This window comes from Negativibacillus massiliensis (assembly GCF_900148495.1).
GTDB classification, from domain to species: domain Bacteria; phylum Bacillota; class Clostridia; order Oscillospirales; family Ruminococcaceae; genus Negativibacillus; species Negativibacillus massiliensis.
The window spans coordinates 1,327,761-1,341,725 of the sequence record NZ_FTRU01000008.1 but is presented as its reverse complement, the minus strand read 5'-3'; the positions used below and the strand labels follow the sequence as shown (position 1 = coordinate 1,341,725).

Below are 13,965 nucleotides of genomic sequence, written 5' to 3'. Positions count from 1 at the left end.
ACAGCAACCAGGCTCAGCAAGTACCAGATTTAAACTGGTACTGTCAAAAATCATCCACAGGATAATTTTTGAGGACGGTTTGTAATCGAAATCGGTTCTTGGACCCCTTTTCACTTGCAAAAGGGGTCCAAACCCCCGAAAATGCGCTTTCACGGATAAAGAGTTTCGCTCACTGCGGTGAGCGACTAAAGGCTCTGCCTTTAGAATCCGCCACCTTTTTCAAAAGGTGGACGAAAACTTTTGTTTTCGCCTGCTATTTTGCTTCGTGATGACCGGTCATGGTCTTAACAGCCTTTGCAACGATTTCATCATCTGCAATGTAAGGCAGGGTAACATGATACTGACCTGGATGGGACTGGTTAAATTCAACACAGGTTTCAATCGAGTGCTCGTTTCTAGCCCAGGAACGACGTGCAACACCGCTCATAACGTCCCAGATCATCGAAACTTTCAGGATCTCATCCACGCGTGCGGAACCATCCAGAACCATACCGAAGCCGCCGTTGATCGCTTTACCGATACCGGTACCGCCGCCGTTGTGCAAAGCAACCAGGCTCATGCCGCGTGCGCAGTTTCCTGCAAAGCACTGAACTGCCATATCTGCCATAATGTTGGAACCATCCTTGATGTTGGAGGTTTCACGGAAGGTGGAGTCTGTACCGGAAGTATCATGGTGGTCACGACCGAGCATAACCGGACCGATCTTGCCCTGACGAACCATTTCGTTGAATTTGAGCGCGATCTTGGTTCTGCCGTAAGCGTCCTGATACAGGATACGGCACTGGGTACCAACAACCAGTTTGTTCTTCTTAGCATCGCGAACCCAGATCCAGTTGTCGCGGTCCTGATAACGTGCGTTTGGATCGATGCATTCCATTGCAGCAGCATCAGTTGCATCGAGGTCTTCCGGTTTACCGGACAGGCAGCACCAACGGAATGGACCATAGCCGTAGTCGAACAGGCATGGGCCGAGGATGTCTTCAACATAGGATGGGAAGATGAAGCCGTCTACTTCGTCGTGGCCGTTCTTGCAGATTTCTGGAACACCAGCATCATAAACTGCTTTCAGGAAGCTGTTGCCGTAGTCAAAGAAGTAGGTTCCCTGTTCATGCATCTTGCAGATCAGCTCATAGTGATGGCGCAGAGTTTTGTTTACAAGTTCCTTGAAGCCTTCTGGGTCTTTGTCCAGCATTTCGGTACGCTGTTCAAAGGTCAGACCCTGTGGGCAGTAACCGCCGTCGTATGGTACATGGCAGGAAGTCTGGTCGGAGAGCAGGTCAACGTGGATGTTTTTCTCCAGTAGGAATTCCAGCAGGTCAACAACGTTGCCGTGGTAAGCGATCGCACAAGGCTCTTTCGCTTTCTGTGCTTCCAGTGCCCAATTCAGTGCTTCTTCCAGACTGTCGGTGTATTTATCTACCCAGCCCTGTGTATAACGGGTCATGATACGGGAAATGTCAACCTCAGCAATGATCGAAGCAGCGCCAGCAATATCAGCAGCTTTACCCTGTGCACCGGACATGCCGCCCAAACCGGAGGTAACGTACAGTTTGCCTGCGAGGTTGCCTTCCTTCGGAACGCCTAGAACCAAACGACCAGCATTGAGCAAGGTGTTGAAGGTACCATGTACGATACCCTGTGGACCGATGTACATCCAGCCGCCGGCGGTCATCTGACCATAGTTTGCAACGCCCAGAGCAGCAGCACGGTTGAATGCCTGCTGATTATCGAACATACCGATCATCAGACCGTTTGTGATGATGACACGAGGAGAAGTCTTGTGGGATTTAAACAGACCAAGTGGATGACCGGATTCAATAACGAGGGTCTGATCATCGGTCAGAACTTCCAGATATTTTTTAATCAGGCGGTATTGCATCCAGTTCTGGCAAACCTGACCGGTTTCACCATAGGTGGTCAGTTCGTATGGATAAAGCGCAACATCAAAGTCGAGGTTGTTGTCGATCATAACCTGGAAAGCTTTGCCTTCGATGCAGTTACCTTTATACTGGTCGATTGGCTTGCCGTGCAGTTCACCCTGTGGGCGGAAACGGTAGCCGTAGATGCGGCCATGCTCATCCAGCTCTTTTGCAAATTCCATTGCCATCTGTTCATGGTGGTCAGGATGGATATAGCGCAAAGCGTTTTTGATTGCGAGTGCCTTATCGGACTCGGTCAGATGAGATTCTCGTCTTGGAGCGCGGCGAATACCCTCAACGAATGTTGGATATTCGGGAAGTTCATAGTCGAGCTTGATAATCATAGCGTCCTGTGGATTGTAGTCCATAATAAAACCTCCTGTTTTTATGAAATGAAATGGTATTAAATAAAAGGAATTGTATGTAATAAATAAAGTTTTTGGTTGAGCTTTTTTCAAAAAGCTCATGGAGGTACGGGGGCAACGCCCCTGTGACACAAAACAACAAAATATAAATCAATAGTGGCACTATCTCTGTTCGGGGCTGCCGCACGTCAGTGCGCATCTGCACGCAACGGTGCAGATGGAAAACGGAGCTGATTCCAGCCGTCAAAAATCATCCACTGGATAATTTTTGAGTTTGCTCACTGCTCGCAATCGGTTTTCGAGAACCTTTTCTCTTGCAAAAAGGTTCTCGAGCTCTCCCAATGAGCGCCTGACGATAAAGAGTTTCGCTCACTGCGGTGAGCGACCAAAGGCGTTGCCTCTGGACACCACCACCTTTTGAAAAAGGTGGACGAAAACTTTTGTTTTCATCGAATGAGCGAGTGTGTTAACGCGAGCGATTGCCGTGTGCTGAAACTGCAATTTCACACGAAACCAAAGCGCGAAACAGGGTCCAGGCTCAGCCTGGTTATTCGAAATCAGCAACAGTTTCTCTTACAATGTCGAGTAGTTCACCGCTGCGAACCAGTTTTTCACATGCCTTGATATCCTGCCACAGTTCGCGGTCGGTTTCATAGAAAGCAACATCTTTGCGGACACGGTCATAAACCTTCTGATGAACTGGGGAAATGCCCTGTCCGTGGGTGTTCAGTCTGCGGCGGATGTCGATTGCCTGACATGCGGTCAGCAGCTCGTCAGCCAGTACAGAGAGTGTATTCTGTACAATCCAGCCGGACTTTCTTGCAGCGGTGGTTCCCATCGAAACCATATCCTCCTGGTTTGCGGAAGATGGGATGGAGTCTACCGATGCAGGATGAGCCAATACCTTGTTTTCCGAAACCATCGAAGCTGCGGAATACTGAACGATCATATAACCGGAGTTAACACCGCCCTCGGTGGTGAGGAATGGAGTCAGACCGTTAGAAAGTGCGGCATTGACCATGCGCTCGGTGCGGCGTTCGGAAATGTCTGCAATCTCCGAGCAGGCGATACCCAAAAAGTCGAATGCGAGAGCCATCGGTTCGCCATGGAAGTTTCCACCGGAGATAACATTTTCATCGTCCAGGAAAACAAGCGGGTTGTCGGTAACGGCATTGAGCTCGATGGATACTTTTTCTTTTACATATTCGATTGCATCGCGGATTGCACCATGTACCTGTGGAATGCAGCGCAGGGAATAAGCATCCTGTACGCGATCGGACTGGCAGTTTTTCAGAATTTCGGAGCCTTCGGTCAGCAGACGGAAGTTTTTAGCAACCATCATCTGTCCTTTGTGGCCGCGAACAGCATGAACACGTTCGTCAAATGCATTAAGCAGACCGGTTAAGCCCTCCATAGTCATGGAGCCGATCAGGTCAGCAAGCTGTGCAGCACAGATAGTATCATACAGGGAAAGGGTACCTACGGATGTCATAGCGCAGGTTCCGTTTGTCAATCCCAGACCTTCCTTGCAAACCAGTGTATCCAGTGTTTTGATGCCAGCTTTTTCCATTGCTTCGCCGCCGTCCATCTCAACACCCTGATAAACCGCTCTGCCCTTACCAAGCAGCGGCAGGGACATGTGTGCCAGCGGAGCGAGGTCGCCGGAAGCACCCAGAGAACCCTTCTGTGGAACAACTGGATGAACGCCTTTATTGAGCATTTCTGCCATCATGGTAACCAGTACAGGGCGAACGCCGGATACGCCGCCACACAGAGCGTTTGCACGCAGAAGCAGCATGCCGCGGACAACTTCTTCGGAATAAGGATCGCCGGTAGCGGTGCAGTGGCTCAGAATTAGATTAGTGGAAAGAGTGTTGGACATCTCTTCTGGAACAGCAACGCGGGCAAAATCGCCAAAACCTGTGGTGATGCCATATGCAACACGTTTTTCGGAAGCAATTTTTTCGGCAAGATCACGGGATTTCTGCATTGCATCCAGAGCTTCTTTGGCAACACTGACTTTTGCGCCAAATCGTGCAACTGCAACAAATGACTCGATTGTCAGACTGTGACCGTCGATGACAACATCTTTGATGATAGATGGATTCATAATCATTTTGACACTCACCTTTTCTTAAAAAATAAAATCGATTCAATGTGGAAAAATATTTCCTCTTTATATTCAAGATAACAGATGGATCAGGTAGTGTCAAACAAAAACATGGTTTTTCTCTATAAATTTTCTGTATTTTTTAAACTAGGGTATGTTTATCTGTATAAAATGACGGTGATTTTTCACAAAGATAACGTAATTTTTTAAGCAATATGTTATCATGTTATCAGGCTAAAGTGAATAAAAAAGTCGAGGCAGTCTTAAATTACCTCGATAATAGAATCTTTTGAATCTTAATTTTATAGTTAACACATTGTGGTAAGTTTAGTTTAAGCAGATTAGTTTCCAATGTTTGTTTCGATTTATCTTTGGTATCAATTAAGACTCATGCCAAGTTCTGTGGTTCCCTGCACGACTACAAATCAGGATAAATCAGTCTCCAGAAAATCCCTGCGAAATCTGATAAGGAAAGATACTTCTTTATTAAAAGAAATACTTTCCTTCAAAAGTTTTCATGCTTGTTGAGAACTTATGTACTTACAGAGTTAACTTCAGAACGATTTTCTAGCGGGACAGCACCACATAAGGAGCAGTAATTTTTGAAACGTGGGATGGATCTCCCTTTTAGACGAACAAATGTGCAAAAACACAAAAAATAACAGGATGATTTTTAACAAAAGGTGATCTTTGATTAAATTTTAACTATAAAAGATTTAAGAAATTCAATTGGTAAAAGCCACAAAGTTTTTTGAGTTTTTTGTGAAAGCACACAATTTTTGTAAAAACCAATAAAAAAATGCTTTAAAATAACTTGTTTTATTGACTTTTATCCAAAAAACTGATATCATATTCACAACAACTACAGGAAAGAAATCCTGTAGAAATTATTTTGCAGATAACAAAAAGTGATGGATTCACATCGCAATGATGAATCCAAAATGTTTTCTGCAACAAAACAAAGGAGAGATTTTCCATGAAAAAGATTCTTGCGCTGATTCTGGCTGGCTGTATGGTATTATCCATGGCTGCTTGCGGTGGCAGTGAAACTGCAGCACCAACAGAAGAAAACACAGCAACCACAGAGGAAACCAAAGAAGAGGCTCCTGCTGAAAAAGCAGAAGAAACTGCTGAAGAAGTTGCTGCAGAAGTTCCAGCTGGCGGTAAAGTCGGCGTATGTATTTACAAATTCGACGACGCTTTCATGACTACATACCGTAACGCTCTTCAGGCAATCCTGGAAGAAAAAGGCTATGAAGTATCCGTTGTAGACGGCAACAACGACCAGGCAAAACAGACCGAGCAGGTTAACACCTTCATTACTCAGGGCGTTGACGCACTGATCATCAACCCAGTTATGACATCTGCTGCTGACACTATCATCGCAGCTGTTAAACAGGCAAACATCCCAACCGTACTGATCAACCGTGAGCCTACCGCTGAACAGATGGCAGCATACGACAAACTCGTTTATGTTGGCTGTGACGCAGCTCAGTCCGGTACCTTCCAGGGCGAAATCATTCTGGAAACCGAAAACAAAGGTGATATCAACGGCGACGGTAAAGTTTCCTACATTATGATCCAGGGCGACCCTGAAAACATCGACGCTCAGCTGCGTACAGAATACTCTGTAAAAGCTCTGACCGATGCTGGTATGGAAGTTGAACAGCTCGACCTCCAGCGTGGTGACTGGGACCGTAACAAAGGTCAGGAAATCGCACAGAACGACCTTGCAAAATTCGGTGATCAGATCGAAGTTGTATTCTGCAACAACGACGATATGGCAATCGGTGCTCTGCAGGCTATCCAGGCTGCTGGCCGCACTGTAAACGAAGACATCTACCTGGTAGGTGTTGATGCTCTGGATGCAGCTCTCAACGAAGTTGTTAACGGCAACCTGACCGGTACTGTACTCAACGACGCACAGAGCCAGGCAACACAGGCAGTAGCATGCATGGAAGAACTGCTGGGCGGCAAAACATATGCTGAAGGCGAACAGTCTGTTTACGTTGACTATGTCAAAGTAACTCCAGACAATGCAAGCGAATTTATCAAATAATTGGTAACGGCACAATAGTTAAGAATTTCGGGGTGCGTGTGCGCAGGACGCACACGCACCTTTCTTAATGTTGTGAAAACCAATAAGCTGAAAATCAGCAATTTAAAGGCCAGTTTTCTGGCAGGAAAAACTATTTGCGTCAGCTGATTTCAGAAGCAGGAAACCAAGTTTTGGCTTGTTTCTGAAATCAACTGACGGCATTTAGACGCAGAGGGAGGCAAGTGAGTTGTCTGAATATCGTTTGGAAATGCGTGGTGTCGTCAAAACCTTTCCGGGTGTTAAGGCATTGGACCATGCACAGTTAAGACTGCGTCCGGGCACGGTACACGCACTGATGGGAGAAAATGGTGCAGGTAAATCTACCTTGATGAAATGTATGTTTGGTATTTACCACATGGATGAAGGCGAGATCTACTATGAGGGAGAAAAGATCAAGATTTTGAACCCTCTGGATGCACTGCACAAAGGTATCGCCATGGTGCATCAGGAATTGCAGCCAATTCCAGAGCGCAGCATCGGTGAAAACATTTATGTTGGCCGCTATCCGGTAAAATCTTATGGACCAATCAAAACGATTGACCATAAAAAGATGTACGAGGATGCAGCAAGAGTTTTAAAGGAAGTTCATCTGGATTTTGATCCTAAGGCAAAACTGGGAACTTTGAGTGTATCCCAGATGCAGCTGGTTGAGATTGCAAAAGCAGTATCCGCTGACTGTAAGGTACTGATTCTGGATGAGCCAACCTCTTCGTTGACTGCGGCTGAGGTAGAGGCTCTGTTTACAATCGTAAACGAACTGCGCAGCAAAGGCGTTGCAATTGTATACATCAGCCACAAGATGGATGAGATTTTGAGAATTTCCGACGAAGTTACCATCATGCGAGATGGTCAGTATATCGGAACCTGGGCAGCGAAAGATCTGGACATTGACACCATCATCACCAAGATGGTTGGTCGTGAGCTGACAAATCTTTATCCAGAGCGTCACAATGTTCCGGGTGATGTTGTATTTGAAGTTGAGGATTTCACTTCGATCAATCCAAAGAGCTTCCGCAATGTCAGCTTCAATGTGCGCAAGGGTGAGATTCTGGGTGTAGCTGGTCTGGTTGGTGCACAGCGTACCGAATTGATGGAAGGTCTGTTTGGCCTGCGCTGCCACTCCAAGGGTCATATCCGCTATGCAGGAAAAGAATTGACCATCAATCAGCCTGCGGATGCGATTAAAAAAGGAATTGCGATGCTGACAGAAGACCGCCGCGCAACCGGTATTCTGGGTGTTCTGTCGATTGCAGATAACGTTTCCATCGCTTCGCTGAACAAATATCTGGTCGGCGGCATTATGCTGGATGATAAAAAGATCGAAAAACTGGTACAGGATAATGTAGCAAAACTTTCGATCAAAACACCATCTTCCAAGACACTGATTCAGTCTCTGTCGGGTGGTAACCAGCAGAAAGTTCTGATCAGCCGTTGGCTGGCAAACGATCCGGATGTCTTTATTCTGGATGAACCAACCCGCGGTATCGACGTCGGCGCAAAATATGAAATTTACTGTATTATTGAAGAACTTGCACGACAGGGTAAGTCTATTATCATGATTTCTTCCGAAATGGGCGAACTGATCGGTATGTCTGACCGCATCATGGTTATGTGTGACGGTCGAGTTACCGGATTTATCGATGGAGATAAAGCAAACCAGGAGAATATCATGGAACTGGCTACACAGTTTGAATAAGGAGGAAATAATTCATGGTACAAGCGCAAGTGAAAGGTAGTCCAATTACATCAAAAAGTGTAAAAAACTTTTTGTCCAATAACGCGATCATTATTTTGATCGTACTTCTGGCACTGGTTGTTGGTATCAGCACCGATAACTTCTTTAGTGTCAACAACTTTAGAAACCTGGTTGTAAACGTTTCCCCACGTTTCATCATTGCCTGTGGTGTATCCGGATGTCTGATCACTAAAGGTACCGACCTGTCCGCTGGACGTATGGTAGGTTTGTCTGCATGTCTTTCTGCAATGCTTCTGCAGAGCGTAGACTACAGTGCTCGTATGCTTCCATGGCTTCCAGATATCCCGGTTATCGGCGGTCTGATTATTGTATTGCTGATCTGTGCTATTTTTGGTGCAATCAGTGGTTGTGTTATCGCTTTCCTGAAGGTTCCACCATTCATCGCTACCCTGGGTATGCAGACAATCGTTTATGGTCTGTGCAGCGTTATCACAAACAACCAGCCAATGGGTGGTTATAAACAGAGCTACACCAACGTTGCAAACGGTTCTTTCTTTGTCATCCCATATCTGGCACTGATTGCACTGGCAGTAGGTATCTTCATGTGGTTCCTTTACAACAAGACCCGCCATGGTAAATATATGTACGCAATCGGCGGCAACGAAAGTGCTGCACAGGTTGCCGGTGTCAATGTATCTGCAACTCTGATTCGAATCTATGTTCTGGCTGCTGTTATGTACGCTCTGGGCGGCTTCCTGCTGGGTGCAAAAGCAGGTGGTGCTTCTACAGCAACCGGTTTTGGTTATGAGCTGGAAGCTATCGCAGCTTGTACTATCGGCGGCGTATCCACCAACGGTGGTGTTGGTCGTGTCAGCGGCGTACTGGTCGGCGTACTGGTATTTGAAACTTTGAAGATTTGTCTGCAGTTCCTCGGTGTAGACCCAGCTTACACCTTCATCGTACAGGGTCTCGTTATCATCGTTGCAGTTGCACTCGACCTTCGTAAATACCTTGCTAAGAAATAATATCAGCTTGGAAAATACAAAGCTTTGTGCTGTCTGTTTTATCAGTGTGTAATGAGATAGCATAGGAAAAATACGGGGAATTCTGACATCAGAAGATTGGCGGAATTTCCCGTGTTTTCTTTTTGGAAGGGAGGTTTATGGATGGACAACCGGGAAGAGGATCTGGCAAAAAAAGAGGAACTTTTGCGGGAGAGAGAAGAAGCTCTGCAAAAGAGAGAAGAGCAGCTAAAAGAAAAAGAAAGTCAGATGCAGTCCAGTAATGCCAAAGAGAGATTTTATGATAATTTTCGGAATGTTCCGGTCAAGTATATCGATTATTTGATTGCAGCTTGTGGGGTTGCGATTGTAGTTTGTGTTATTTTGGGCATGATGAAAGGCAGAGGAATCTTTTAATTGTAAGCGCAGTGAAGGCTGCGCTTTTTCTTTTGGAAAAATATTATTTTTGGGGAAAATCCTTTATTTTCCACAAATGTCTGGAAAATAAAGAAGGAGTATGCTATAATAAATCTATCATACGAAACCATTTGATTCATTTGAAAAATGGTTTTGACAGATGGAGAGGGGGAGAGCAGATGAGTCCTCGAAAACTGCTCTGTCAAAGAGGTCCGGTGGGATACTGGATTTCTTTGCGCAAGGAATATCTCCTGCGTGATCTGAAAACCTGCCTGAGTGGGGAGCATTATGCAAAACATTTGGACCCAACGCCGCTGCCTTGTCTGGTAAAAGGGCATACTTCCTTGCTGATGCGCCATCTGCATGGAGTGGAGATGCAGTTGCAGGAAGGGAAAAAGGTTAACCTTCAGATTGCAGCGGCCAAATTAAACGGAATTATCATTGAGCCGGGACAGACCTTTTCCTTTTGGGGGTTGGTGGGACATCCAACCGAGAAAGAAGGATATACTCAGGGGCTGGTAATTGCAGGAAGCCAGATGAAAGCAGGAATTGCAGGAGGGCTGTGTCAGCTTGCCAATATGGTACACTGGCTGGTGCTCAACAGTCCGATGACAGTGACCGAACTGCATCATCACTCTGATGCACTGTTTCCAGATGAGCGCAGGACTGTTCCCTTTGGAACAGGGACTTCTGTCTTTTATAAAAATATCGACTATCAGTTTAAAAATACGACAGATCAGCCGGTACAGCTGCTGTTCTGGTTGAGCGATACTGATTTGTGCGGAGAACTGCGGACCACAAAACCATTTCTATACCGCTATCGGATTGTGGAGGAAGATAACCATTATCGCAAAGAAGCAGATGGCTGGTATCGAATTAGCAAGGTGTACCGCAGGGTGATTGATCGGGAGAGCGGACAGGAAGTAGCAAAGGAACTGGTGCTGGATAACCATTCCCGCGTTATGTATGATCCAAAGCTTATCCCACCAGAACAAATCCGTCAGGATTAGGTTTGAAATCGAGGGGAAAAAGAATGCTCTTAGAAGCAATAGCAGCACATGCAAAAGAACATCCAGACCGGATAGCTTACCAAAATCAAGAGGAAAAATTAAGTTATCGGCAGCTTTGGGAAAGGGCAGCGGCTTTGTCGGTGTGGTTAAAGAAGGAAAGCGGTCCAGTCATGATATTCGGAGAGAAGGAAATCGGAATGCCGATTTCCTTGTTGGCTTGCCTTATGGCAGCAAGACCATATCTTCCCGTAGATCCCGGGCAGGCGATAAAGCGAATCGAGCAAATCTATCAGCAGTCTGGGGCAAAGACAATCCTCACCTGCGGGGAGTATCCGGCAGCAGAAAAACTGGGTGCCATTTTTCTGGGAGAGAGATACAGTGAATATCATGAATCAGGAGAAATTAGTTTGCCGGATAACCCTTTACGGGATGCCTATTGGCTGTTTACTTCGGGAAGTACCGGAATGCCCAAAGGCGTACGAATTTCTCTTGCTGCACTGGAAAATTTTGTTGAATGGATGTTGTCCATACCAGCTATTGCAAAATGTGGTCAAGGAATAACGGTCAATCAGTCGCAGTTTTCCTTTGATCTTTCGGTAGCGGATCTTTGGCCTTGTTTTGCCGCAGGTGCGACTGTTTGGGCACTGAAACGGGAAGAACAGCAGGATCTGACGGTGTTATACCGCACTTTGCAGGAAAGCAGTGCAGTACGTTTGACCTGCACGCCGTCTTTTATACGCTTGTGTTTGTGCGATGAGATCTTCAGTCAGCAGCTGATGCCGCAGCTAAAGGCCATCTTTCTTTGTGGAGAAGCACTTCCCTCCCGCACTGTGGAAACGCTGCATGAACGATTTCCGAAACTTAGCATTATCAATGCTTATGGTCCTACCGAGGCAGCCTGCGCTGTTTGTGCGGTAGAAGTGCAGGAAAGATCGGGCACACTTCCAGTTGGAGAGGTAAAGAGCGCAGCGTCAAAATTGCTCATATTGGATGAAGATAAAGTGCCGTTGCCGGAGGGGACTCCGGGAGAGATTGCCATTGTCGGAAAGAGTGTCGGCAACGGTTATGTTGGAGCTTTTCAAGGCGGATTTGGAAGCTTTGCAGGAGAAAGGCTTTACTGTACCGGAGACAAAGGGATGATTCGGGATGGATTGCTCTGGTATCTTGGAAGAATCGACCGGCAAATCAAATATAAAGGATACCGGATTGAACCCGGAGAGATCGAAGCGGCGCTTTTGTGTTGGAAAGAAGTAAATGCTGCGGTGGTACTGCCGATTCAAAAAGCAGGAGAAGTGCGGGGACTTGCAGCGATTGTCGAGTGGAACGGGAAAGGACTGCCGCTAAGTGAATGCAAACAGCGACTGCTTTCTGCTTTACCTTCCTATATGCTGCCAAAAAGATGGATTGCAGTAGAAAAAATGCCGATGAACGAGCGGGGGAAATGTGACTTTCATGCACTGGAGAGGATGTTGCAGGAATGAATGATATGCAGTTGGAACAGGCAGTAAAAAGTTTACTGGTGGAAGCCTGCGGCAGTGAACAGGCGCTGGAAGATGGGGTCGATCTGCTGGACAGTGAGTTGCTGGATAGTCTGGGGTTTATCTCCCTGTTGGATGGACTGGAGGATATCGGCATCTCCATTCAGCCAACCCAGGTAGACCGAAATGAGTTTCGAACTCTGGATGGAATTTTAAATCTGTGCAGGAAATATTTGCAGTAAACAAACTGCCGCAAAGACTTTAATTTTTGTCTTTGCGGCAGTTTTTGTTTATTGGAGAGTATGTATTATAAGAGAAAAGGGATCAACAGAGAAAAATAAAAATACAACAAGAAAATAAATGCGTTAAAATTACAAATAGTAGGATATTTCGATGCTGTTTTTCTGACGATCAAACACGACTTTTTCAATCAATGAACGCAGCAGGATGTTTTTCTCCTTTTCTGAGTTGTTCGGGTCTTTTAAAAAGGCAAGAAGGGAAAGAGACTGATTGCTGACATAATGGCGGTTGTCATCTAAGCTGGGGTTGGAAGAGAGACACAGTTTTTCCAGTTGTTCTTGCAGCTGACGAATACAGGCGGTTCGTTTTTCCTTGCTTCGGGAATACTCTTTCAGAGTATCAACACCTGCTTCGTAGGCTTGCTGAATCCGTTTTAATTTCATCTGTTCCCGTTCCAACTGGTTTTGCAGAAGGGTAAAAGGGTCAATACTTGGAGCAGATTTTGGCAGATTCAGTTGAAAGCGGCTTTCTGCAAAGTCGGTCTGTATGGTGGAAAGAACCAACTGGGTCAGATGTTCCCGGTTGATTGCATGGGATACGCTGCACCGGCCACGGGCATAGGCATTGCATTGAAGAGAGCTATTGCCGCTGTTTACCAGAGTCGAGCCGCAGCTGCTGCACCGCACCAGTCCCCGAAGGGCAAATTCATGTTCGGGGATGACGGCGGATTTTGCCTTTTTTTGATAGAGTGTTTTTAACTCTTTGATTCGTTTCTGAACAGCATTCCAGTCATCAAGGCTTACCAAAGCGGGATGCTCACCATCGGAAAGAATAGCGGAGTTTGGCAAGACACTACGTTGCATCTTTGTACCCGGATTCCAGTGGATTTTCCCGATATACACAGGATTTTTTAAGATATATTCGATATTTCGGCTTTCCATCCGATTGCCAAATCGGGTGCGAACATCCATTTGGTCAAGCTTTTGCGCAATTTCCCGATAGCCCATGCCGGACAGAAAATCGGAATAGATCATCTGTACCAGCAAGGCAGTGTCTGGATCAGGAAAATAGCGTTTGTTCTCGATGCGATAGCCAAAGGGAGCGTAGGTCAGGGGCTGGCCCCGGCGGGCTTTTTCCGCCATACCGCGGGTCACTTCTTCGGCAAGGTTTACGCTGTAAAATTCGTCCATCGCCTCAATGATCGCCTCGGTGATAATGGACATCTTGTCATCACCCAGATTTTCGCTGATTGAGATGACCTCGATTCCCAGTTCCTTGCGCAGCATAGACTTGTAAATGATGCTGTCCTGACGGCTGCGGGCAAAACGGGAATACTTCCAAACCAGAATTGCATCAAAAGGTTTGGGCTTCTTTTTTGCGGTGGAAATCATTCGCAAAAACTCAGGACGTTTTACGCTGTATCGGCCGGAACGCCCCTCTTCTTCTATAAAGATGTATTCCTCTGGCAGGGTAAAGCCGTTTGTTTTAGCGTAGCGGTGAATCTGTACAAGCTGGCTGTCAGGGGAATATTCCAGCTGGTCATCGGTGGAAACACGGATGTAAGCAGCAGCAATTTTCATACATAACCCTCCTTTTTAAGAAAGGATATGCAGCTGTTATCCCCAAAAAGA

General features: G+C 46.2%; 10 protein-coding genes. 7 read left to right on the top strand and 3 right to left on the bottom strand.

Going from position 1 to position 13,965, the window contains the following annotated elements; genetic code table 11:
• Window positions 1-253: 253 nt before the first annotated feature.
• A complete protein-coding gene (locus BQ5375_RS12260; protein ID WP_076918183.1) occupies window positions 254-2,263 on the bottom strand; it encodes a urocanate hydratase in 2,010 nt (669 codons plus the stop codon).
• Between the two features lie 568 nt (window positions 2,264-2,831).
• On the bottom strand, window positions 2,832-4,400 hold the full coding sequence (hutH, locus tag BQ5375_RS12255) for a histidine ammonia-lyase (protein ID WP_083687624.1): 1,569 nt from the start codon (window positions 4,398-4,400) through the stop codon (window positions 2,832-2,834).
• A gap of 970 nt (window positions 4,401-5,370) precedes the next feature.
• Here hutH and BQ5375_RS12250 point away from each other — a divergent pair.
• The 7 genes from BQ5375_RS12250 to BQ5375_RS12220 all read left to right on the top strand — a co-directional run bounded on the left by BQ5375_RS12250 (window position 5,371) and on the right by BQ5375_RS12220 (window position 12,336).
• On the top strand, window positions 5,371-6,453 hold the full coding sequence (locus tag BQ5375_RS12250; protein ID WP_022133605.1) for a galactose ABC transporter substrate-binding protein: 1,083 nt from the start codon (window positions 5,371-5,373) through the stop codon (window positions 6,451-6,453).
• Between the two features lie 226 nt (window positions 6,454-6,679).
• On the top strand, window positions 6,680-8,188 hold the full coding sequence (locus BQ5375_RS12245; protein ID WP_022133604.1) for a sugar ABC transporter ATP-binding protein: 1,509 nt from the start codon (window positions 6,680-6,682) through the stop codon (window positions 8,186-8,188).
• Between the two features lie 14 nt (window positions 8,189-8,202).
• Window positions 8,203-9,213, top strand: a complete 1,011-nt coding sequence (locus BQ5375_RS12240; RefSeq protein ID WP_022133603.1) for a galactose/methyl galactoside ABC transporter permease MglC — start codon at window positions 8,203-8,205, stop codon at window positions 9,211-9,213.
• Window positions 9,214-9,354: 141 nt separating this feature from the next.
• The gene (locus BQ5375_RS12235) at window positions 9,355-9,606 is read left to right on the top strand and encodes a hypothetical protein (RefSeq protein WP_022133602.1); all 252 of its coding nucleotides are present in this window, start codon (window positions 9,355-9,357) and stop codon (window positions 9,604-9,606) included.
• Window positions 9,607-9,785: 179 nt separating this feature from the next.
• Complete coding sequence (locus tag BQ5375_RS12230) at window positions 9,786-10,616, top strand: VanW family protein (protein ID WP_022133601.1); 831 nt, start codon at window positions 9,786-9,788, stop codon at window positions 10,614-10,616.
• Between the two features lie 23 nt (window positions 10,617-10,639).
• Window positions 10,640-12,097, top strand: coding sequence for an AMP-binding protein (locus BQ5375_RS12225; RefSeq protein WP_022133600.1), 1,458 nt, complete (start codon window positions 10,640-10,642; stop codon window positions 12,095-12,097).
• Window positions 12,094-12,336, top strand: coding sequence for a D-alanine--poly(phosphoribitol) ligase subunit 2 (locus BQ5375_RS12220; protein WP_022133599.1), 243 nt, complete (start codon window positions 12,094-12,096; stop codon window positions 12,334-12,336). Before BQ5375_RS12225 ends, BQ5375_RS12220 begins: the two co-directional genes overlap by 4 nt.
• A 129-nt stretch (window positions 12,337-12,465) precedes the next feature.
• On the opposite strand, the gene BQ5375_RS12215 is transcribed toward BQ5375_RS12220, so the two are convergent.
• The gene (locus BQ5375_RS12215) at window positions 12,466-13,914 is read right to left on the bottom strand and encodes a recombinase family protein (RefSeq protein WP_076917994.1); all 1,449 of its coding nucleotides are present in this window, start codon (window positions 13,912-13,914) and stop codon (window positions 12,466-12,468) included.
• Between the last annotated feature and the right edge of the window lie 51 nt (window positions 13,915-13,965).